Source organism: Stenotrophomonas sp. GL_101, from assembly GCF_057835675.1.
Window position 1 is genome coordinate 3,648,097 of the sequence record NZ_CM174432.1, and the last position, 21,284, is coordinate 3,669,380.

Genomic DNA, 21,284 nt, shown 5'->3' on the forward strand with positions numbered 1-21,284 from the left:
GCGGGCGTCAGGCCCGCGCTCCGTCGGCATCGGCGGGGTCTTCTTCGCCGTCCTCGTCGTCCTCTTCCTCTTCCTCGTACTCTTCTTCCTCGTCGTCCTCTTCGCTTTCCTCGCCTTCTTCCTCGTCTTCGTCGAGCTCGTCTTCTTCGTCGTCTTCGTAATCTTCCACGCCGAAGTCCTCGCCATCCCAACGGCCTTCGCCGTCGGTGACGAAGGTCAGCGCCATCGCGGCCGGATTGGTACCCACGCGCACCAGCCAGCCACCGAACACGCGGGCGCGTTCGGTCACCAGGGCCGCATCGGCGCCTTCATTGCCCAGCTTTTCCCACTCCAGCGAAAACGCAAACTCGGTCATTGAGGGATCTCCTGGGCTGATTGGGGGATGCCGGCTGGGCAGGGGCCTACGATAACAGCCGGGCAGAGCCCGGCTCTACGTTGGATCAGGCTTTGCGCGGGCGGACCTGGACGTGCACCTCGGCCAGCTGCGCGTCGGGGATCGGCGACGGTGCGCCGGTCATCAGGCACTGGGCGCCGGTGGTCTTGGGGAACGGGATGACATCGCGGATCGACTCGGTACCGGCCATCAGCGCGGCGATGCGGTCGATGCCGAAGGCGATGCCACCGTGCGGCGGCGCGCCGAAACGCAGCGCGTCCAGCAGGAAGCCGAACTTGCCTTCGGCCTCTTCAGCGCCGATGCCGAGCAGTTCAAACACCGCGCTCTGCAGGTCCGAGCGGTGGATACGGATCGACCCACCGCCGATCTCGTTGCCGTTGAGCACCATGTCGTAGCCGCGCGACACGGCGGTCCTGGCATTGGCACGCAGGTCGGCAATGTCGTCCACCGCCGGGGCGGTGAAGGGGTGATGCAGGGCGACGTAGCGCTGGGCTTCGTCGTCGTATTCGAACATCGGGAAGTCGGTGACCCACAGCGGTGCCCAGCCCGCAGCCACCAGGCCGAAGTCCTTGCCGGCTTTCAGGCGCAGCGCGCCCATGAAGTCGGACACCTTGTTGTAGCCACCAGCGCCGAAGAACACGATGTCGCCGTTGCCGGCACCGACGTGCGCGACCAGGGCGGCGAACGCGTCTTCGCTGAAGAACTTGGCGATCGGCGAGCTGATTTCACCGGTATCGGCGATCTTGATGTAGGCCAGGCCCTTGGCACCGTACTTGGCGGCGTGCGCGGCGTAGTCGTCGATCTGCTTGCGGCTCAGCGTGGCGCCGCCCGGAATGCGCAGCGCGGCCACACGGCCGTCGGCATCGTTGGCGGCGGCGGTGAACACCGGGAACTCGCTGGTCTTGACCAGCTCGGCCACGTCCACCAGCTCCAGCGCGATGCGCAGGTCCGGCTTGTCCGACCCGAAGCGACGCATCGCCTCGGCCCAGGTCAACCGTGGGAAGCTCGCCGCCAGGTCTACGTCCACCACTTCCTTGAAGATGGCGCGGATCATGTCTTCGACGAAGTTCTGCACGTCGGCTTCGGCGACGAAGGCGAATTCCATGTCCAGCTGGGTGAATTCGAGCTGGCGATCGGCGCGCAGGGCTTCATCGCGGAAGCAGCGGGCGATCTGGTAGTAACGGTCGAAGCCGGCCACCATCAGGATCTGCTTGAACAGCTGCGGGCTCTGCGGCAGGGCGTAGAACTCGCCCGGGTGCATGCGCGCGGGCACCAGGAAGTCACGCGCGCCTTCCGGGGTGGCCTTGGTCAGGATCGGGGTTTCGATGTCCTGGAAGCCGGTGGCGTCCAGGTGACGGCGCAGCGCCTGCACCAGCTTGATGCGGGTGCGCTGCATGCGCTGCATCTCCGGGCGGCGCAGGTCCAGGTAGCGGTACTTCAGGCGGGTTTCCTCGCCCGGGTTCTCGTGCGCGTGGAACGGCAGCGGCTCGGCCTTGTTGAGGATGGTGATGGCCGTGGCAATCACCTCCACCTTGCCGGTGCGGAGCTTGTCGTTGGCTGCGTGACGCGCGCGCACCACCCCTTCCACCTGCAGCACGTCCTCATAGCCCAGCGAGGCGGCGACGGCGAACACTTCTGCGTTGTCGACCTCCACCGTCACCTGCACGATGCCTTCATGATCACGGAGATCGATGAAGCAGACGCCCCCCTGGTTGCGGGCAACGTCGGTCCAGCCGGCGAGGGTAACGGTTTGGCCAATCAGGGTCTCATCGACCAGGCCACAGAAGTGGGTACGCATGGGGGGTAACGCTCCGCAGGAGAATGCCGGCACCAGGTTGCACCGGACAGCCCTTTATTCTGCGGGGTTGACTGCCCGGGGGCAAATGGATGCGGCCGCCCCCCTGCCCTGAGCGGGGCCCCTGACGCGGTTCGGCCGGGCATCACGCGCTTTGTACCGGCCCCCTCCCTATAGTCCGCGCACCAACGACCGCAAGGGGATGTCGCCATGAACCGTCGCCTCACCGTTGCCTGCCTGGCCCTCGCGCTGGGCTGTACCGCCCCGGTCGCGCAGGCCCAGATGAACACGCGCGCCTACGCGCCGGAAAACCTGTCCCAGCTGTCCTCCCCCGACCGCACCCGGGTCATCACCCAGGAATACGCCGACCAGTCCAATGGCCGCCGCATTCCCGACGACCAACTGCGCTTCTACCTGGCCCAGGTCAACTCGGGCTGGGGCTTTTCACGGATCAAGCAGGATATCGCCAGCTCGATGGGTGGCGGGGGCGGTGGAGGCGGTGGAGGCGGCAACAACGGCACGATCCGCTGCGAAAGCCAGAACAACCGCGAACGGGTCTGCAACACCGGCTGGCGCAGCGCGCGGTTGTCCCGGCAGATTTCCGGCAGCGCCTGTCAGGAAGGGCGCACCTGGGGCTCGCGCAATGGCACGGTGTGGGTGACCGGCGGTTGCCGGGCCGAGTTCGTCGAAGGCCGCGGCAACGGCGGCAACTGGGGCGGTGGTGGCGGCAGCGGCGGCACCATCCGCTGCGAAAGCCAGGACAACCGGGAGCGCAGCTGCAACACCGGTTGGCGCAACGCCACCCTGGTCCGGCAGATCTCCGGCACGGCCTGCGTGGAAGGCCAGACCTGGGGCGTACGCAACGGCTCGATCTGGGTCAACCGCGGCTGCCGCGGCGAATTCGCCGAAGCACGCGGGGGCGGTGGCGGGGGCGGGGGCAACAGCAATTACAGCGTGACCTGCAGCAGCAACAGCAACCGCCAGCAGACCTGTGCCTGGGACGCCCGCCAAGGGCGCCCGGTGCTGGTCCAGCAGCTGTCCGGCAGCGCCTGCGCGGAAGGCCGCAGCTGGGGCTACAGCAACAACGCGCTGTGGGTCAGCAACGGCTGCCGGGCGCGCTTCGGGGTGCGCTGAACGGTTGCCGGCCGCTCAGTCGATGGCATCCAGCGCCGCCGACCAGAAGCTGGAACCGTCCGCGGCGGTGGCCGTCGCGGTGGCGGTGTCGCCCCACGGCGCGGGCGGCAGCGCGACCGGCTTGCTCAGGTCGAACTCGACCTGGAAGCGGCGACCGCCCGGACGGGTCAGCTCATAGATGAAGCGCTGGTCCGTTTCGATCTCCATGGCCCAGGTGTTCTGCACCGAGGGCAGCATGTCGGCCTTGCGGAACATCGCCACCGAATCGGCATCCACCGGGAACTCCTGCCGCTGTGAGGTGCCCGGCGGCTTGCTGTCGCCGCCATACAGGGTGATGGCATCGGGGCTGCCGTCGCGGTGGCGGTGGTCATGCTTCAGGCGCAGGCCGTTATCGGTACGGCTGAGCACCCAGGTGCGTGAATGGTCGTCGCCCACGTGGAACGGGATGCGCAGCTGGTGCGCAGGATCGTCGCAACCGCGCACGTGCATCACCAGGCGCTTGCCGTCGAACGGATCGGGCGCATCGCTGCGCGGCGCATTGGCGATGACGCGACCTTCAAATGCCTTGCCGCAATGCGCGGCAACGGCAGCCAGGAACGCATCGGCCGGCGCGTTGGCGACATCATGGGGCACCGCATCGGGTTGGCGGGCACAGCCGGCCAGGGCCAGCAACAGAACAGCAGGGGCAAGGGCAGAGACATTCATGGCTCTACCCTAACGGCCTCGGCGCGCCGGGGCAAACCGCAGCGACCGGGACGACATTGAACGGTGTGCTAGGGTAGGACAGGTGTTGGCATTACCTCTTCCACCGGGTCCGCGCGCATGCTGCGCCTGACCGCTCTGCTTGTCGGCGTCGCGCTGCTCCTCACCGGCAGCGGGCTTCTGGGTACCCTGCTGGCGGTGCGCGGCGGGCAGGCCGGCTTCGGTGCCGGCACGCTGGGGCTGGTGATGTCCGGGTATTTCGCCGGGTTCTTCATCGGCACGTTTTTCGCGCCCTCGCTGATCGGCCGCATCGGGCATATCCGCGCATTCGCCTTCTTCGCCGCGCTCGCCGCCATCGCGGTGCTGCTGCATCCGCTGTGGATCACGCCGGTGGGCTGGGGGGTGCTGCGCATCGTCACCGGTATCGCCCTGGTCGGGCTGTACACGGTGATTGAAAGCTGGCTCAACGCCGAGCCCGATCCGCGCCTGCGCAGCCGCGCGTTCTCGCTCTACATGGTGGTGAACCTGTCGGCGCTGGCACTGGGCCAGGTCCTGCTGATGCTCGGTGATGCCAGCGCCACCGGCATGTTCATGCTCACCGCGATCCTGGTCTGCGCGGCGGTACTGCCGGTCACCGCGACCCAGTTGCGCCAGCCCGACGTGCCGGTGGTAAGCCGCCTCACCCTGTCGCGGCTGTACGCCATGGCGCCGGCGGCCACCGTGGCCGCCGGCCTGTCCGGGCTGGCGATGGGCGCGTTCTGGGGCCTGCTGCCGGTGTATGCCGGCGATGTCGGACTGAGTGGCAATGGCGTGGCGCTGTTCATGCTCACCGCCATTGCCGGCGGTGCGCTGCTGCAGTGGCCGCTGGGGCATATCAGCGATGGTCATGACCGTCGCAATGGGCTGGTCGCACTGAGCGTGGTGGCCGCCGCGATCGCCGTGGTGGCCTCGCTGCCGATGATCCAGCAGCAGACGCACCTGCTGTTCGGCCTGTTCTTTTTCTACGGTGGACTGGCGTTTTCGCTGTATCCGTTCGCGGTGGCGCACATGCTCGACTACCTGCCGCGCGAGGACCTGCTCTCCGGCTGCTCCAGCCTGCTGCTGGTGCACGGCGTAGGGGCAGCCGTGGGCCCGGCGATCGCCGGTGCAGCCATGCAGCAGTTCGGCCCGGCCGCGCTGCCCCTGTACTTCGCGGTGGTGCTGACCCTGCTGGCGGTGTTCACCACCGCGCGCCTGCTGAGCTTTGCGCGGCTGCGCACCCATCCGGTCGGCTTCCGGCTGATGCTGCGCACCACGCCATCGGCACTGGAACTGATGCCGGAGACCGACAGCGTCGCGGCCGATGCGCCCTCCGAACCCTCACCCACCGCTCCCCATCCCTTCGACTCCGATAAGGAAGTGCATTGACTGTTTCGATTCCCACGACCCTCACTCCGCCCCGTACACCGTCGGCACCGCCGGCCCCGCACCTCATCCTGGCCACCGATCTGGATGGCACCTTTCTCGCTGGCGATGCCGCCGCGCGACACCGGCTGTACCGGCTGGTCGACCAGCATCCCGATATCAGCCTGATCTTCATCACCGGCCGCGGCCTGGAAGCGGTGATGCCGCTGCTCTCCGACCCGGCCATTCCGCGCCCGGACTACGTGGTCTGCGACGTCGGCGCCACGGTGGTGGACGGCCACACGTTGCAGCCCCTGCAGCCCCTGCAATCGATGATCGATGCCCACTGGCCCGGCGAACACGTGGTGGCCGCGGCGATGCGTCCCTTCACCGCGCTGCAGCGCCAGGACGTTCCGCAGGAACGCCGCTGCTCGTACTTCTGCGATCCCGACACGCTGGCGCCGCTGCGCGCGCAGATCCAGGCCGCCGCACAGGCGCTGGGCTGCGATGTGCTGTATTCGGCCGACCGCTATCTGGACATCCTGCCGCCGGACACCGACAAGGGCCGCACCCTGGCCGCGCTTGCGCGCCTGCTGGACCTGCCACGCGATCGCATCCTGGTGGCCGGCGACACCCTCAACGACCTGTCGATGTATACCGCCGGCTTCCGCGGCGTATGCGTGGGCGATTCCGAGCCGGCACTGACGGCGGCAACCACTGCGCTGCCCCATACGTTCCACGCCGTCGCACCGGGCTGCGGTGGCATCCTCGAAGCGATCGAACACTTCGGCCTGCTCGCCGACGACGATCCCTTCCTGTATGCCCCCGTGCAGGCACGTGCCGCCGGCGCCGACCTGGTGATGGTCTATCACCGCCTGCCCTTCGATGAAGTGATGGAGGACGGCGTGCTGGTACAGCGTCCACCGCGCTCGCCGAACGGCATCATTCCCTCGCTGCTGAGTTTCTTTGAAGGCGGCCAGAAGGGCTCCTGGGTGGCCTGGGGCATCGACGATCCCAAGCGCGGCCCGTTCCAGACCCACATGGCGATCGATGCCGAGCGCTACCCGACCCTCACCGCCGCGCGCGTGCCGCTGAGCCGGCAGGAAGTGGACATCTTCTACAAGCGCTTCTCCAAGGAAGCGTTCTGGCCGATGCTGCATGTGTTCTGGGAGCGCGCCAAGTTCCGCGAGGACGACTGGCAGGTGTTCCTGAAGGTCAACCGCAAGTTCGCCCAGGCCACCGCTGCCGAGGCCGCGCACGGGGCCACGGTGTGGCTCCACGATTACAACCTGTGGATGGTGCCGGCCACGCTGCGCGAACTGCGCCCGGACCTGAAGATCGCGTTCTTCCACCACACCTATTTCCCGTCGGCCGACGTGTTCAACGTGGTGCCGTGGCGGCGCGAAATCATCGGCAGCCTGTTGAGCTGCGACTACATCGGTTTTCATATTCCGCGCCAGGTGGAGAACTTCGTCGACGTGGTCCGCGGGGCGATGCCGGCCGAGCGGCTGGCCTGGGAAAGCTGCGCGCCGCGCTTCCTCACCTACGGCTGTGCAGTGGGCCTGGACACGATGACCACGCGGCTGCGCGTGGGCGACCGCGAGGTGGCGTTGGGCGCCCACCCGGTCGGCACCGACCTGCGCCGCATCCACACCGTGCTGGCGCGCAGCGACGTGCGCAACGACATCTTCAAGCTGCGCCGCGAAATCGGCGCACGCAAGCTGGTGCTGTCGGTGGAACGGCTGGATTACACCAAGGGCACGCTGGCCAAGCTGGAGGCGTTCGAGCGCCTGCTGGAGCAGCACCCCGAACGCCAGGGCAAGGTCACCCTGCTGATGGTCTGCGTGCCGGCAGCCCGCGAAATGACCGTCTACCGCACCCTGCAGAACCAGATCGAGCAAGCGGTGGGCCGCATCAACGGGCGTTTTTCGCGGCTGGACTGGACCCCCGTGCGGTTCTTCGCGCAGGCGTTGCCGTTTCACGAGGTGGTGGCCCATTACGCCGCCGCGCAGGTGATGTGGATCACCCCGCTGCGCGACGGGTTGAACCTGGTGGCCAAGGAATTCGTGGCCACCCATGGCATCGAGGGCAGCAGCGGCGTGCTGGTGTTGAGCGAGTTCGCCGGGGCGGCGGCCGAACTGAAAGGCGCGGTACTGACCAACCCGCACGATCCAGCCGACCTCACCGCTGGCTTGCTGCAGGCGCTGTCGATGCCCGAAGACGAAGCCACCGGGCGCATGCGCCAGTTGTTCGGCAGCGTGGAGTACTACGACGTGGACCGCTGGGGCCGGGAGTTTCTCGAAGCGGTGCGCGGCGACGGCAGCGTCACGTAGAGCCGACCGTTGGTCGGCTGCATCACGGCGCTGCAATCGAACGCACCGGCATAGCCCACCAACGGTCGGCTCTACGATAATTGAACGTACCGGCGTAGCCGACCAACGGTCGGCTCTACGGCGCCTGCAGGTGTCGTTCGGCGATCACCGCGACCTGGCGCAGCACGTCGTTGCGCCCGGCGTCGTCCACCGTGGCGCCCTGCAGGTAGCTGGTCAGCACCCACGGCGCACCGCCGGCCAGCGGCCACAGGAGGGCGATGTCGTTGGTGGTGTCCTCGCCGTTGCTGCCGGTCTTGTCGCCCACCCGCCACGCCTTGGACAGCCCGGCGCGCAAGCGCGCATCACCGGTTTCGTTGTCGATCAGCCAATCGGCCAGCTGCTGGCGTGACGCCGGCTTGAGCACGTTGCCCAGCACGAAGCGCTGCAGGCTGGCGGCCATCGCCGCCGGGCTGGTGGTGTCGCGCGGGTCGCCGGGCGTGAAGCGGTTCATCTCCGGCTCAAAACGATCATTACGGGTCACCGCATCGCCGTTGTCGCGCAGGAAGCGAGTCACCGCAGGCGGTCCGCCGACGACCCCCAGCAGCAGGTTGGCAGCCGGGTTGTCACTGGTGACCATGGTGGTGCGGCACAGGTCGCGCACGGTCATGTCCTTGCCGACGTGGCGGGCGGTCGTGGGCGCGTGCGAGAGCATGTCCTGCTGGCGCACCGGCACGCGCCGGTCGAGGTCGAGCTGGCCGGCGTCGGCCAGGTGCAGCACGGCCGAACACAGGACAAACTTGAAGGTGCTGCACATCGGGAAGCGCTCGTCCTGGCGGTTGCCGACCCGCTTCCCGGTCGCGGTGTTCAACAGGGTCACGCCGAGGCGGCCGCCGCTGGCCGCTTCCAGCGCGGCGAAGTCCTTGGCCGCGGCGATGGTGGCCGGCGTGGGGGCAGCCACCGGCACCTTGGCCAAGGCCGTGGCGGCCAGTGCCGAGGCGGCAGCGGCACCGGTCCATTGCAGGAACTGTCGTCGAGCGAGCATGCAGGTTCTCCTTGTTGGAGACAGGAGTATTCACGCCTGGCTGGGCGGGCACCAACGAGTAGATTCAGGGTGAGGCATTAGATGCATTCATGCCTTGAGGGCGACGCCCCTGGCGGATGCGACCTGCCACGCGGCATTTCAGCGAGGCAATCAGTGATCCCGGCCCATGGCTGGCGCCGCCGGAAGACGGAATCAATGCGATCATCCATCAACCCCGCTCACGGCTTTGACCATGCTTCGCCCCCAATTACCGCTCAATGCGCTGCGCGCTTTCGAGGCTGCTGCGCGCCACCAGAACTTCACCCGCGCCGCGCTGGAACTGTGCGTCAGCCAGGCCGCGCTGAGCCACCAGATCCGTGCGCTGGAGGACCGGCTGGGGGTATCGCTGTTCAATCGCCTGCCGCGCGGGGTAGCGCTGACCGATGAGGGGGCGCGCCTGTATCCGGTGCTCAACGAGGCCTTCGACCGCATCGCGGTGAGCCTGGACCGGTTCGTCGGCGGGCACTTCCGCGAGGTGCTCAGCGTGGGCGTGGTGGGCACCTTCGCGACCGGCTGGCTGCTGCCGCGACTGGCGGATTTTTCCGCGCGGCATCCCGATATCGAGCTGCGCCTGCAGACCCACAACAACCGTATCGACCTGGCCGGCGAAGGCCTGGACCTGGCGATCCGCTTCGGCGATGGCGATTGGCAGGGGCAGTTGAGCACACCGGTGCTGGAGGCACCGTTCGCGCCGCTGTGCGCCCCGGCGCTGGCGCGCACATTGCGGCACTCGCGCGATCTGGCCAACGTGACCCTGCTGCGCTCCTACCGCAGCGACGAATGGCCACGCTGGCTGCAGGCCGCCGGCGTGGCCGAGCTGGAGGCGCGTGGGCCGGTGTTCGACTCGTCGCTGACCCTGGCCGGCGCGGCGGCGGCCGGGGCCGGGGTGGCGTTGTTGCCGCTGAAGATGTTCGAGCAGGACCTGGCGCAGGGGCGGCTGATCCAGCCCTTCGCGCAGACCCTGGACCTGGGCCGTTACTGGTTGACGCGGCTGCGCTCGCGTGCGGAAAGCGATGCGGCGCGCAGGTTCCGGGAATGGCTGGAAACCCCGGGCGACGTACCGACCGTGGGTCGGCATGCCGCGCCGGTGGCAATACCGGCGCCGACGCCCGTACCGACCAACGGTCGGTACCTACCTCGGTAGGCCACGACCGTTGGTCGTGGCGCGCGGGGTCCGTGCATCCCGACCGATCGTACCGACCCACGGTCGGTACCTACCAGGTGTCGACCGTGGGTCGGCACGGAGGGCCGCTCAGCCCTCCAGCAATTCCATCCAGGTCTGCTCGGCCTTGCCGAGCAGGGTCGCGGTGGCTTCGCGGTCACGCCCCAGCACGGCCATGCGGGTGGCATCGGCATAGTTGCCGGGATCGGCCAGCTGGCGATCAAGCTCGGCCAGCAGTGCTTCCAGCTCGCCCACCTTGGCTTCGGCGGCGGCCAGCTTGTGCGGGTTGGCCGGTTTCCTTGCCGGCATCGGCGGCGTCGGCGGCATCGGGTCGGGGGCGGCCACGGCCATTTTCTGCTTGGTGCCCTGCGCCGCCGGACGCGAACGCAACCACGCCGCGTAGGCATCCAGGTCGCCATCGAACGGCTCGACCACGCCGTCGGCAACGCGCCAGAACGTATCGCAGACCAGGCCGATCAGATGGCGGTCATGGGAGACCATCACGATCGCGCCCTCGAAATCGGCCAGTGCTTCGGCCAGCGCTTCGCGCATTTCCAGGTCCAAGTGGTTGGTCGGTTCGTCGAGCAGCAGCACGTTGGGCTGCTGGTAGGCGATCAGCGCCAAGGCCAGACGCGCACGTTCGCCACCGGAGAAACCATCCACCGGCTCGAAGGCGCGATCACCGGCGAAGTTCCACTTGCCGAGGAAATCGCGGAATCCCTGGTTCGGTGCATCCGGGGCCAGGTCGCGGAAATGCTCCATCGGCGACTGCCCTTCGTGCAGCGACTCCACCGTGTGCTGGGCGAAATAGCCGATGCGCAGGTCCGGGTGCGCGGCACGCTCACCGGCGATGGGCGCCAGTTCGCCGACCAGGGTCTTCACCAGCGTGGTCTTGCCCGCGCCGTTGGGACCCAGCAGGCCGATGCGCTGGCCGGCTTCCAGGCCGAAGCCCACGTTGTGCAGGATCACCGAATCGGCGCCGTAACCGGCCTCGACGTGGTTGAGCCGGATCAGCGAGAACGGCAGTTTGGCCGGCGGCGAGAATTCGATGCGGAACTCGCGCTCGGCGCGCACCGCTTCGGTGCCGGCCAGCTTGGCCAGCCGCTTCATCCGGCTCTGCGCCTGGGCGGCCTTGCTGGCCTGGGCCTTGAAGCGGTCGATGAAGCTCTGCAGGTGGGCGCGCTCGGTCTGTTCCTTGTCGTGCGCCAACTGCTGCTGGCGCAGCTGCTCGGCGCGCTGGCGCTCGAAGTCGGTGTAGCCGCCGGGGTACAGCTTGGCACCGCCGCCGTGCAGGTGCAGGGTGTGGGTGGCGACGTTGTCGAGGAACTCGCGGTCGTGCGAGATCAGCAGCAGCGTACCCGGGTACTTGAGCAGCCACTGTTCCAGCCAGAACACCGCGTCCAGATCCAGGTGGTTGGTCGGTTCGTCCAGCAGCAGCAGGTCGCTGGGCATCATCAGCGCGCGGGCCAGGTTCAGCCGCACGCGCCAGCCGCCGGAGAACGAAGACACCGCCCGCGAGTGGGTCTCGGCCGGGAAGCCCAGGCCGTGCAGCAGCTTGCCGGCCCGCGCTTCGGCGTCGTAGGCGCCGATCTCGGCCATCTTCTGGTGCGCGGTGGCTACCGCCTCCCAGTCTTCACGCGCGGCCGCGTCAGCCTCTTCGCGCATGACCGCGGCCACCTCGGTGTCGCCCTCCAGCACGAACTGCAGCGCCGGGTCGGGCAGCGACGGGGTTTCCTGGGCCACGCTGGCGATGCGGACCTTGCCGGGCAGGTCGACGTCACCCTTGTCGGCCTCCAGTTCGCCCTTCACGGCCGCGAACAGGCTGGACTTGCCGGCCCCGTTGCGGCCGACCACGCCGACGCGGTACCCCGCATGCAGGGTCAGGTCGACGTTGGACAACAGCAGCCGTTCGCCACGGCGCAAGGCGAAATTACGAAGAGAAATCATGGGGGTTTCCAGAGAACGGTTTGGAATGTGCTGATGAGCACCCTTCCTGCGACGTAATTCTAACGTTAACGAATACTTGACGCGCCCCGGGATGCGCGGCAGGCCTCGTCTCTCTCTCCCACGACCCTGCCTGCGCGTCCCCGGGACCCTCCCGTCGAACCCCTCGATTGGCGTAAATAGTTGCTGCTGCAACGTTTTTTGCCGATATGACCGGGATTTGACAGCTGATGAATATTCCGTTAATCCGTCTATTGCGCACCGCAACAACCGCCTTCGCAGACCCGCTCCCCGCAGTCGTGATGTCGCCACGGTGCCGCACCGTCCCTACCGGAGCCACATCCTGATGAACCGCAAGACCAGTACGCTCGCCGCCGCCGTAGCTGTTGCGCTCGGTATCTCCAGCCTGTCGGCATCGGCACAGGACGCGCCCGCGCGCACCGCCGCCAACACCCTGGACACCATCATCGTTACCGGTACCCGGGTCGCCGACCGCACCGTGGCCGAATCGCAGTCGCCGATCGACATCATCACCCCCGAAGCCCTGCAGTCCACCGGCACCACCGAACTGGCCACCGCGCTGGCCCGGGCCCTGCCCTCGCTGAACTTCCCGCGCCCGGCGCTGACCGACGGCACCAGCGGCATCCGCCCGGCGCAGCTGCGCGGGCTGTCGCCGGACCAGGTGCTGGTACTGGTCAATGGCAAGCGCCGGCATACCTCGGCGCAGATCAACGTCAACGGCAGCATCGGTCGTGGCTCATCGGCGGTGGACATCAATGCGATCCCGATCGCGGCGATCGAGCGGGTCGAAGTACTGCGCGATGGCGCCTCGGCGCAGTACGGCTCGGACGCCATCGCCGGGGTGGTCAACATCGTGCTGAAGGGCTCTTCGGCCGGCGGCAGCCTGGCGCTGGATGCAGGCCAGTATTCCGCCGGCGACGGCAACAAGTACCAGCTCTCCGGTGACACCGGGATCGGCTTCGCCGACGGCCGGGGCAGCCTGCATGTGGCCGGCCAGATCCTCCAGCAGGACGAAAGCAACCGCGCCGGTCCCTACCAGGGCACCACGCCCAACACCGGCAACTTCCCCAACATCGGCCAGACCACCTTCGTGGTCGGCGATCCGCAGGTGGATGCCACCGCCGCGTCGGCCAACGCCAGCTTCCAGTTCAGCGACCACGTCTCCGCTTACGCCACGGCGATGGCCAGCAACCGCGACATCACCTCGTTTGCGTTCTACCGCTCGCGCAACAACAGCAGCCAGGGTGCATTGCTGGCGCAGACCTACCCCGATGGCTTCGTGCCGGAGATCAACCAGTACTCCAAGGACCGCTCGCTGGTGGCCGGGGTCAAGGGCGGCACCGACAGCGGCTGGAACTGGGACGTCAGCGCCAACCACGGCGAGAACAAGATCGACTTCCACACCCGCAACAGCATCAACTACAGCCTCGGCGTGGACAGCCCGCGCTCGTTCTACGACGGCGCGCTGAAGTACACCCAGGACATCTTCAACGCCGATGTCACCAAGACCCTGGACTGGGGCCTGGCCTACCCGGTCACGCTGTCCTTCGGCGGCGAGTACCGCAAGGAAAAGTGGGAGCAGTCGGCCGGTGAACTGAATTCCTATACCGGCAGCGGCGCGCAGGGCTTCGGTGGCTTCACCCCGCTCAATGCGGTGGACGCGGACCGCAACAACTACGCGGTGTATGCCGGCCTGGAAGCCGACCTCACCGACAAGTTCTCCGCCGGCGTCACCGGCCGCTATGAAGACTATTCGGACTTCGGCGACAAGTTCTCCGGCAAGCTGTCGGCGCGCTATGCGTTCACCGACAAGATCGCGCTGCGCGCCACCGCCTCCAGTGGTTTCCGTGCGCCGTCGCTGGCCCAGCAGAGCTACCAGGCCGTCACCAGCACCATCATCAACGGCGTGTTCGTCGACCGTGGCACCTTCCCCACCACCAGCGCGGCCGCCCAGGCACTGGGTGCCAGCCCGCTGAAGGCCGAAAGCTCCACCTCCTACAGCGTGGGCCTGGTGCTGCAGCCGGTGGATCGGCTGTACCTGACCGTGGATGCGTACCAGATCGACATCGACGATCGCATCGTGCTGTCCACCAACATCACCACCAATGCCGCGGCCACCTCGCTGCTGACCGGGTTGGGGCTGCCCAACGTCACCGCGTTCTCCTACTTCACCAACGGCGTGGATACCCGCACCCGCGGTATCGATGCGGTGTCCAGCTACAGCATCCCGTTCGCCGCCAGCTCGCTGGAGCTGACCGCCGCCTACAGCTACAACGAGACCGAAGTGAAGCAGTTCATCGCCTCGCCGCCGGTGTTCGGCACGCTGGGCATCACCCAGTCGCTGATCGGCCGCGACGAGATCGGCCGCATCGAGGACAGCTACCCACGCGACAAGACCATCCTCAGCGGCACCTGGCGCAGCGACCATTGGGACCTGAACCTGGCCGCGACCCGCTATGGCAGCTTCACCGTGCGCAACTCGGCCACCGCGCTGCGCGACCAGAGCTACGATGCCTCGTGGGTACTGGACGCCTCGGTGAGCTACAAGCCCAGCGACAACTGGGCGCTCACCCTGGGCGCGGACAACCTGCTGGACGAGTACCCCGACCGCACCGTGGACCTGCAGAACTCCACCTGGGGCATGCTGCCGTACAGCAACTACTCGCCGTATGGCTTCAATGGTGCGTATGTGTACGGGCGGGTCACCTACAAGTGGTAATGAGGTAGTGCCGGCCGCCGGCCGGCAACCCCATGAAACCCCGGGCATCGCGTGGTTGCCGGCCAGCGGCCGGCACTACCGATACCCCACCTGCCCCGGTCCGCCGGGGCAGATTCGTTTTCGGCGTGCCAATGCGGGTTTCGCGCATTCATCGCTGCTGCCCCCGGATGTCCCGGACAGCACATCACCTGACCACGGGGACCTAGCAGCATTGCGGCCGCCGATGTTTGCTCGATACCACCGCATCGGTGAAAATCGGGACATCCCCTATTTCTGCGAGCCCCGATGCACCATGACACCGACCTGATCAACATCGTTGCCGTTGGCCTCGGGCTCGCCTTCATCTTTGGCGCGCTGGCCAACAAGCTGCGTTTGTCCCCCCTGGTCGGTTATCTGGTGGCAGGCATCTGCGTTGGACCGTTCACGCCCGGCTTCGTCGCCGACCAGGCGCTGGCCAACCAGTTGGCCGAAATCGGCGTGATGCTGCTGATGTTCGGTGTCGGCCTGCACTTTTCGCTGAAAGACCTGATGGCGGTCAAGGCGATCGCCATTCCCGGTGCGATCGGCCAGATCCTGGTCGCCACCCTGCTCGGCTGGGGCCTGGCCGCGTTGATGGGCTGGCCGGTGATCTACGGCGTGGTGTTCGGCTTCTCGCTGGCCACCGCCAGCACCGTGGTGCTGCTGCGCGCGATGGAAGAGCGCCGCCTGCTGGAAACCCAGCGCGGCAAGATCGCCATCGGCTGGCTGATCGTCGAAGACCTGGCCTGCGTGCTGGCCCTGGTGATGATGCCGGTGCTGGCCGGTGTGTTCGGCCCGGACGCGGCCAATGAAACCCACACCGTCGGCAGCGTGCTGGCCAGCATCGGCTGGACCTTCGTGCAGCTGGGCCTGTTCGTGGCGGTGATGCTGGTGGTCGGGCGCCGGGTGATCCCCTGGATCCTCGAACGCATCGCCGGCACCGGTTCGCGCGAGCTGTTCACCCTGGCAGTGCTGGCGATCGCGCTGGGCGTGGCGTTCGGCTCGGCGATGCTGTTCGGAGTGTCCTTCGCCCTCGGCGCCTTCTTCGCCGGCATGCTGCTCAATGAATCCGAGCTCAGCCACAAGGCCGCCAACGATTCGCTGCCGCTGCGCGATGCCTTCGCGGTGCTGTTCTTCGTCTCGGTGGGCATGCTGTTCAACCCCAGCATCCTGATCGAGCACCCGTGGCAGGTGCTGGCCACGGCGGGGATCATCATGTTCGGCAAGTCGGCCGCCGCGTTCGTGATCGTGCGCGCGTTCGGCCATCCCACCGGCACCGCACTGACCATTTCCGCCAGCCTGGCGCAGATCGGCGAGTTCGCCTTCATCATCGCCGGCCTCGGCGTGACCCTGAAGATCCTGCCGCCCACCGGGCAGGCGCTGGTGCTGGCCGGTGCGCTGATTTCAATCATGCTCAACCCGCTGGTGTTCGGCCTGCTCGACCGCTGGCTGCTCAAGCACCAGGAGACCGCCCCGGCCGCGGTTGAGATCGAACTGCCGCCGGGCCCGTCGCTGGACCTGCACGACCACGCCATCGTGATCGGCTACGGCCGGGTCGGCAGCGCGCTGGCGCAAGTCCTGCGCGATCGCGGCGTGCCGGTGCTGATCATCGATGACAACAAGGAACACGTGGCCGAGGCGCACGCCGCCGGGCTGCCCGGCATCCGCGGCAGCGCGGCGTCGGACAAGGTCCTGGCCGAGGCCCATCCCGACCGCGCCAAGATCGCCGTGCTGGCCATTCCGCAACCGCTGGAAGCCGGCGAAACGCTGGCCAAGCTGCGCGCGCTCAACCCGACCCTGACCCTGCTGGCACGCGCCCATAGCGATGCCGAGGTCAAGCACCTGCTTGCGCACGGCGCCGATGGCACGGTGATGGCCGAACGCGAGCTGGCCTATTCGCTGGCCGAGATGGTGATGTCCACCCCGCCGTACCGCAGCCTGGGCAAGCACACCATTCCGGTGGTCTGAGCGACAACGGGGCACTGCGGACGGGGCGTATCCACTACTGCAGCGGCACGCAGATGTCCGCGCGCAGGATCGCCTCGGGCGTTTCCTCGGGGTCGTCCAGGTAGTGGTAATGCAGCGGCGCGTCGCGCAGCGCGCGCCCGCTGTCGGGCAGCCACTGGCGCAGCAGTGCATCGGTGGCCGCTTCCAGCCCGGCGTAGCTGCCCACATGCCGCAGCACCGCGTACTCGCCACCGCCCAGGGTCAACCCGCGCAGCGCTGCCGGCAGGTCGGTGAACGCGCGGCCAAAGCCCATCCCGCAGTCGAACTCGCATGCATCGGCGGGTACGTCCCGGTGGTCGTTCAGCGCGATCCCCACCAGTGCCTGCAGCGCCTCGGCCAGGCCCTGTTCGGCCGCCCATGCATAGATCTGGCCGAACGCCTGGTCGAGGTCGTCGAAGGCCCCGCGCGTGCGCAGTACCACCACGTCGAACGGTTCCAGCGCGGTGACCTGTACCTGCAGCGGGATGCTGTCATCGGTGCCATCACCGGCCGGCAACGACAGCCGCTGCTGCCACCGTGCACGCAGCCCCGCATCGTCCCGCAGCGCGCTCGGCGTGGTATCCAACGCCTGCCGGCAGGCCCGCGCAAACGCCTGTGGACTCTCGTAGCCGACGTCCAGGGCCACCGCGGTCACCCGGCTGTCGGCCTGCGCCAGCAGCTGCAGTGCGTGCAGCAGGCGCAGCCGGGCCACGGTACGCCCGGGCGTTTCACCGGTCAGCGCGCGGTACAGGCGATGGAAGTGGAACGGCGACTGGTGGGCAACGGCGGCCAGCTGCTCCAGGTCGGGCAAGGGCCGCCCCTCGCGCAGGCACTGCTGCAGGTAAGCGATGACGCGGTCGATGCCATGGTGCTGGCGGACCTGGGCGATACGGCTCATGGTGGGCTCCTTGTCGGGTTGACGCGCAGCATGCGTCGGTCCCCGGCACGGCGCGTGGCCGATCTTGCGCAACTGCCGGGAGCCGCCGGCTGATCCTAGCGTCCCCCGCTGGCGCTACGCCATGCCTGGCCGCACCGACCGCAGTGGGCCGCACCGCTAGGCCGTTGCCAACGCCTGCTGCAGATCGGCCAGCAGGTCATCAATGTGCTCGATGCCCACCGACAGCCGCACGGTGTCCTCGCTCACGCCCGCCCTGTCCAGCTCGGCCGCATCCAGCTGGCGATGCGTGGTGGACGCGGGATGGGTGGCCAGCGACTTGGCATCGCCCAGGTTCACCAGCCGGGTGAACAACTGCAGGGCATCCAGGAAACGCGCACCCGCGGCGCGGCCACCGGGCAGGCCGAAGGTCAGCACGCCCGAGCCGTGCCCGCGCAGGTATTTCTGCACCAACGCGTGCTCGGGATGGTCGGGCAACGCGGCATAGTTCACCCAGTCGACCTTGGCGTGGTCGCGCAGGAAGCTGGCCACGGCCAGGGTATTGGCGTTGATCCGGTCCAGGCGCAGCGCCAACGTCTCGATGCCCTGCAGGATCAGGAAGGAATTGAACGGCGAAATCGCCGCGCCGGTGTTGCGCAGCGGCACCACCCGCGCGCGCCCGATGTAGGCTGCCGGCCCCAGCGCCTCGGTGTAGACCACGCCGTGGTAGCTGACATCGGGTTCGTTCAAGCGCGGGAAGCGCTGTTTGTGCTCGGCCCAGGGAAAACGGCCGGAATCGACGATCGCCCCACCCAGGCTGGTGCCATGGCCACCGAGGTACTTGGTCAGGGAGTGCACCACGATGTCCGCGCCGAAATCGAATGAACGCTGCAGGTACGGCGTGGCCACGGTGTTGTCCACGATCAGCGGCACGCCGTGCGCATGCGCGATCCTGGCCACGGCCTCGATGTCGGTGATGTTGCCGCGCGGGTTGCCGATCGACTCGACGAACACCGCCTTGGTGCGCGCGTCGATCAGCGCGGCAAAGGCCTGCGGATCGTTGTAATCGGCGAACCGGGTCTGGATGCCGAACTGCGGCAGGGTGTGGGCGAACAGATTGTAGGTGCCGCCGTACAGCGCGCTGGAGGAGACGATGTTGTCGCCGGCCTCGGCGATGGTCTGGATCGCATAGGTGATCGCGGCCTGGCCCGACGCCAGCGCCAAGGCGCCGATGCCGCCTTCGAGCGCGGCAATGCGCTGCTCCAGCACATCGGTGGTCGGGTTCATGATGCGCGTGTAGATGTTGCCCGGCACCTTGAGGTCGAACAGATCCGCCCCGTGCTGGGTGTCATCGAAGGCGTAGGCCACGGTCTGGTAGATCGGCACCGCCACCGCGCGGGTGGTCGGATCGGGCCGGTAACCGCCGTGGACGGCGATGGTTTCCGCTTTCCATTGCCGCGCCAGCGTGGCGTGTTCGGGACTGCCGTGCTCTGACATCGCGCTTCCTCCAGTTGAACCGCGACGATACCCAAGCCACGCCGCGGTGCACACCACGGCTCATGCCAATTGCGCATGGCGATAGGCACGGCGGTGATCTGCGCCGATGCCGCACCGCACGCCGGCGCATGGTGGCTGTTGGTGGGGGTTCAGCGTTTTCGCCCAATGCCACTGCTAGTCTTCGCCGCCACCCGGGTAAAAACCGCCCACCACCGGCAAGGAGCCTCGGACCATGTGTGCAGCGCAATGGATGCCCGACAGCCTGCCGATCGCATTGCCACGGGTATTGCTGGTAGAAGACGACCGCCGCCTTGGCGAACTGGTGCAGCACTACCTGGGCGAGCACGGCTTTGCGGTTGAACCGGTGCATCGCGGCGACCACGCCGTCGAGGCCTGCCGACGGCTGTCGCCGCAGGTGGTGGTGCTGGACCTGATGCTGCCCGGCATCGGCGGTATTGACGTATGCCGCCAGATCCGCGCGTTCTCCGACGTGCCGATCCTGATCCTGACCGCCTGCGAAGACGACGTGGAGCAGGTGCTCGGCCTGGAATCGGGCGCCGACGACTACGTACTCAAGCCGATCGAACCGCGCCTGCTGCTGGCTCGCCTGCGCGCCTTGCTGCGCCGCCAGCAGCCCGTCGGCTGGAACCGCAGCAATGCCCGTTTCGGCAGCCTGCGCATCGATCGGGCCGAGCGCGAGGTCAGCCATGAACAGCAGCGGGTGGAACTGAGCACCACCGAATTTGAAATCCTGTGGGTGCTGGCCAGCCAGCCCGGGCAGATCCTGTCGCGCGACCAGATCCTGCTGGCCGTGCGCGGGATCGGTTTCGACGGGTTGGACCGCAGCGTGGACGTGTGCATCGGCAAGCTGCGCCGCAAACTCGGCGACGACCCACGCGAGCCGCGCCGGATCAAGACCATCTGGGGCCGTGGCTACCAGTTCAACCCGGCCGGCTGGTAACCCATGATCCGTCTGTTCCTGCGCCTGTGGCTGATCACCGGGGCCTGCTTCGTGCTGTCGGTGCTGAGCTTGAACCTGGTGCTGGACCGCTTTTTCAGCCCGAAACTGGATGCGGTGTACATCCAGCAGATCCGCGGACAGGTGTATGCACTGCGCGAGGGTCTGGCCGGGCGCGACCTCGATGCGCAGCGGCAGCAGCTGGAACGCTGGCAGCCACACTACGGGATCGGCCTGACCCTGCTGGACGCGCCACCGGTACTGGACGCCAACGAGAAGGCCGCGCTGCAGGACCACCGCTTCGTGGTCCGCGACGACTTCCAATGGGTGCTGTTGCCCATCGACGCCGATGACGGCCGCTGGCTCAGCCTGCACCTGCCCGGTGAAGTCACCCTGACCCTGCACATGACCGTGCTGGCCTATCTGGGCATCCTGGTCCTGCTCGGGATCAGCATCTACCTGTGGGTGCGCCTGTTCTGGCGCGACCTGGAAGTGCTGCGCGGGCATGCCGACCGGATCGGCGCGGGCGAGCTGCACGCGCGCGCGCAGGTATCGCCACACTCGCAGCTGCGGGTCATCGTCGAACATTCCAACCGCATGGCCGCGCGCGTGGCCGACCTGGTGCAGGGCCAACGCGACCTCACCCATGCACTGTCGCACGAGCTGCGTACGCCGGTGGCGCGGCTGGCGTTCGGATTGGACCTGGTCGAGAACGCCAGCGAGGAACGCCGCGCGCCGCTGCTGGCAGGCATGCGCAGCGACCTGGCCGAACTCAACCGGCTGGTCAACGAACTGCTCGCTTACGAGCGCCTGGAGCATCGCGAGGCCGACCAGACGCGGCCCGAGATCGACGCGGTGACCTGGCTGCAGCAGGCCCTGGCCGACCCGCAGCGCGAAGCCGCCGCGACGGGTATCGGCCTGGCGGTGGTGGGCAGCACGCCGCAACGCGTGCAACTGGACCCACGGCTGATGCAGCTGGCGTTGAGCAACCTGGCCTGCAATGCGCTGCGCCATGCACGGACGCAGGTGCAGGTGAGCCTGTGGGAGACCGCACCTGGCCACTGGCGCCTGCGCGTGGACGACGACGGCCCGGGCATCGCCGCTGCCGACCGGCAGCGGGTGTTCGCGCCCTTTACCCGGCTCGATGACAGCCGCAGCCGCGACACCGGCGGCGTCGGCCTGGGCCTGGCGATCGTGCGCCGCATCGCCGAACGCCATGGCGGCCACGCCAGTGCCACGCGCGCCGCATTGGGAGGCGCGCGCTTTGACATCCAGTGGTCGGTCGCGCGCAGCTGAACCGCCGC

14 protein-coding genes and 1 pseudogene are annotated in these 21,284 nt (G+C 67.9%); 8 read left to right on the forward strand and 7 right to left on the reverse strand.

The genetic code is table 11. The features are described from left to right. Window positions 1–7: 7 nt before the first annotated feature. On the reverse strand, window positions 8–355 hold the full coding sequence (locus AC3IR9_RS16130; protein ID WP_489291953.1) for a DNA primase: 348 nt from the start codon (window positions 353–355) through the stop codon (window positions 8–10). 85 nt (window positions 356–440) lie between these two features. After that, window positions 441–2,192, reverse strand: coding sequence for an aspartate--tRNA ligase (aspS, locus tag AC3IR9_RS16135; RefSeq protein WP_489291954.1), 1,752 nt, complete (start codon window positions 2,190–2,192; stop codon window positions 441–443). Between the two features lie 471 nt (window positions 2,193–2,663). Between aspS and AC3IR9_RS16140 the strand changes: the two genes are divergently transcribed. Next, window positions 2,664–3,323: a DUF3011 domain-containing protein gene (locus AC3IR9_RS16140; protein WP_489295865.1), complete on the forward strand. Its 660-nt coding sequence runs from the start codon at window positions 2,664–2,666 to the stop codon at window positions 3,321–3,323. 15 nt (window positions 3,324–3,338) lie between these two features. On the opposite strand, the gene AC3IR9_RS16145 is transcribed toward AC3IR9_RS16140, so the two are convergent. Next, complete coding sequence (locus AC3IR9_RS16145) at window positions 3,339–4,028, reverse strand: hypothetical protein (RefSeq protein ID WP_489291956.1); 690 nt, start codon at window positions 4,026–4,028, stop codon at window positions 3,339–3,341. Window positions 4,029–4,145: 117 nt separating this feature from the next. Between AC3IR9_RS16145 and AC3IR9_RS16150 the strand changes: the two genes are divergently transcribed. Both AC3IR9_RS16150 and ggpS read left to right on the forward strand, forming a co-directional pair. Continuing rightward, window positions 4,146–5,432, forward strand: coding sequence for an MFS transporter (locus tag AC3IR9_RS16150; RefSeq protein WP_489291957.1), 1,287 nt, complete (start codon window positions 4,146–4,148; stop codon window positions 5,430–5,432). Window positions 5,433–5,440: 8 nt separating this feature from the next. Next, window positions 5,441–7,741: a glucosylglycerol-phosphate synthase gene (gene ggpS / locus AC3IR9_RS16155; protein ID WP_489295866.1), complete on the forward strand. Its 2,301-nt coding sequence runs from the start codon at window positions 5,441–5,443 to the stop codon at window positions 7,739–7,741. A gap of 115 nt (window positions 7,742–7,856) precedes the next feature. On the opposite strand, the gene blaL2 is transcribed toward ggpS, so the two are convergent. Beyond that, a complete protein-coding gene (blaL2, locus tag AC3IR9_RS16160) occupies window positions 7,857–8,762 on the reverse strand; it encodes a L2 family extended-spectrum class A beta-lactamase (RefSeq protein WP_489291958.1) in 906 nt (301 codons plus the stop codon). Between the two features lie 232 nt (window positions 8,763–8,994). Between blaL2 and AC3IR9_RS16165 the strand changes: the two are divergent. After that, window positions 8,995–9,855: pseudogene (locus tag AC3IR9_RS16165) on the forward strand (LysR family transcriptional regulator); the annotation flags it as partial. A 198-nt stretch (window positions 9,856–10,053) separates the two neighbouring features. On the opposite strand, the gene AC3IR9_RS16170 reads toward AC3IR9_RS16165, so the two are convergent. Continuing rightward, a complete protein-coding gene (locus AC3IR9_RS16170; RefSeq protein WP_489291960.1) occupies window positions 10,054–11,910 on the reverse strand; it encodes an ABC-F family ATP-binding cassette domain-containing protein in 1,857 nt (618 codons plus the stop codon). 343 nt (window positions 11,911–12,253) lie between these two features. Here AC3IR9_RS16170 and AC3IR9_RS16175 point away from each other — a divergent pair, with 343 nt between their 5' ends. Beyond that, entirely contained in the window at window positions 12,254–14,647 is a 2,394-nt protein-coding gene (locus AC3IR9_RS16175; protein ID WP_489291961.1) for a TonB-dependent receptor plug domain-containing protein, read from the forward strand. Between the two features lie 285 nt (window positions 14,648–14,932). Continuing rightward, window positions 14,933–16,633, forward strand: a complete 1,701-nt coding sequence (ybaL, locus tag AC3IR9_RS16180) for a YbaL family putative K(+) efflux transporter (RefSeq protein WP_489291963.1) — start codon at window positions 14,933–14,935, stop codon at window positions 16,631–16,633. 34 nt (window positions 16,634–16,667) lie between these two features. On the opposite strand, the gene AC3IR9_RS16185 is transcribed toward ybaL, so the two are convergent. After that, window positions 16,668–17,549 (reverse strand): AraC family transcriptional regulator, encoded by an 882-nt coding sequence (locus AC3IR9_RS16185; protein WP_489291964.1) that lies wholly within the window; start codon window positions 17,547–17,549, stop codon window positions 16,668–16,670. A gap of 156 nt (window positions 17,550–17,705) precedes the next feature. Further along, a complete protein-coding gene (locus tag AC3IR9_RS16190) occupies window positions 17,706–19,022 on the reverse strand; it encodes an O-acetylhomoserine aminocarboxypropyltransferase/cysteine synthase family protein (RefSeq protein ID WP_489291965.1) in 1,317 nt (438 codons plus the stop codon). A 232-nt stretch (window positions 19,023–19,254) separates the two neighbouring features. Between AC3IR9_RS16190 and AC3IR9_RS16195 the strand changes: the two genes are divergently transcribed. After that, the gene (locus AC3IR9_RS16195) at window positions 19,255–19,983 is read left to right on the forward strand and encodes a winged helix-turn-helix domain-containing protein (RefSeq protein ID WP_489291966.1); all 729 of its coding nucleotides are present in this window, start codon (window positions 19,255–19,257) and stop codon (window positions 19,981–19,983) included. A 3-nt stretch (window positions 19,984–19,986) separates the two neighbouring features. Further along, window positions 19,987–21,276 carry an ATP-binding protein gene (locus AC3IR9_RS16200; protein ID WP_489291967.1) on the forward strand — a complete coding sequence of 430 codons (1,290 nt, stop codon included), beginning with the start codon at window positions 19,987–19,989 and terminating at the stop codon, window positions 21,274–21,276. Window positions 21,277–21,284 lie beyond the last annotated feature (8 nt).

Coding starts and splice junctions, on each gene's coding strand:
- AC3IR9_RS16195 (WP_489291966.1), top strand. CDS start 19,255: ATGTGTGCAGCGCAATGGATGCCCGACAGCCTGCCGATCGCATTGCCA.
- AC3IR9_RS16140 (WP_489295865.1), top strand. CDS start 2,664: ATGGGTGGCGGGGGCGGTGGAGGCGGTGGAGGCGGCAACAACGGCACG.
- blaL2 (WP_489291958.1), bottom strand. CDS start 8,762: ATGCTCGCTCGACGACAGTTCCTGCAATGGACCGGTGCCGCTGCCGCC.
- ybaL (WP_489291963.1), top strand. CDS start 14,933: ATGCACCATGACACCGACCTGATCAACATCGTTGCCGTTGGCCTCGGG.
- AC3IR9_RS16170 (WP_489291960.1), bottom strand. CDS start 11,910: ATGATTTCTCTTCGTAATTTCGCCTTGCGCCGTGGCGAACGGCTGCTG.
- AC3IR9_RS16185 (WP_489291964.1), bottom strand. CDS start 17,549: ATGAGCCGTATCGCCCAGGTCCGCCAGCACCATGGCATCGACCGCGTC.
- AC3IR9_RS16200 (WP_489291967.1), top strand. CDS start 19,987: ATGATCCGTCTGTTCCTGCGCCTGTGGCTGATCACCGGGGCCTGCTTC.
- AC3IR9_RS16145 (WP_489291956.1), bottom strand. CDS start 4,028: ATGAATGTCTCTGCCCTTGCCCCTGCTGTTCTGTTGCTGGCCCTGGCC.
- AC3IR9_RS16190 (WP_489291965.1), bottom strand. CDS start 19,022: ATGTCAGAGCACGGCAGTCCCGAACACGCCACGCTGGCGCGGCAATGG.
- AC3IR9_RS16175 (WP_489291961.1), top strand. CDS start 12,254: ATGAACCGCAAGACCAGTACGCTCGCCGCCGCCGTAGCTGTTGCGCTC.
- AC3IR9_RS16150 (WP_489291957.1), top strand. CDS start 4,146: ATGCTGCGCCTGACCGCTCTGCTTGTCGGCGTCGCGCTGCTCCTCACC.
- AC3IR9_RS16130 (WP_489291953.1), bottom strand. CDS start 355: ATGACCGAGTTTGCGTTTTCGCTGGAGTGGGAAAAGCTGGGCAATGAA.
- aspS (WP_489291954.1), bottom strand. CDS start 2,192: ATGCGTACCCACTTCTGTGGCCTGGTCGATGAGACCCTGATTGGCCAA.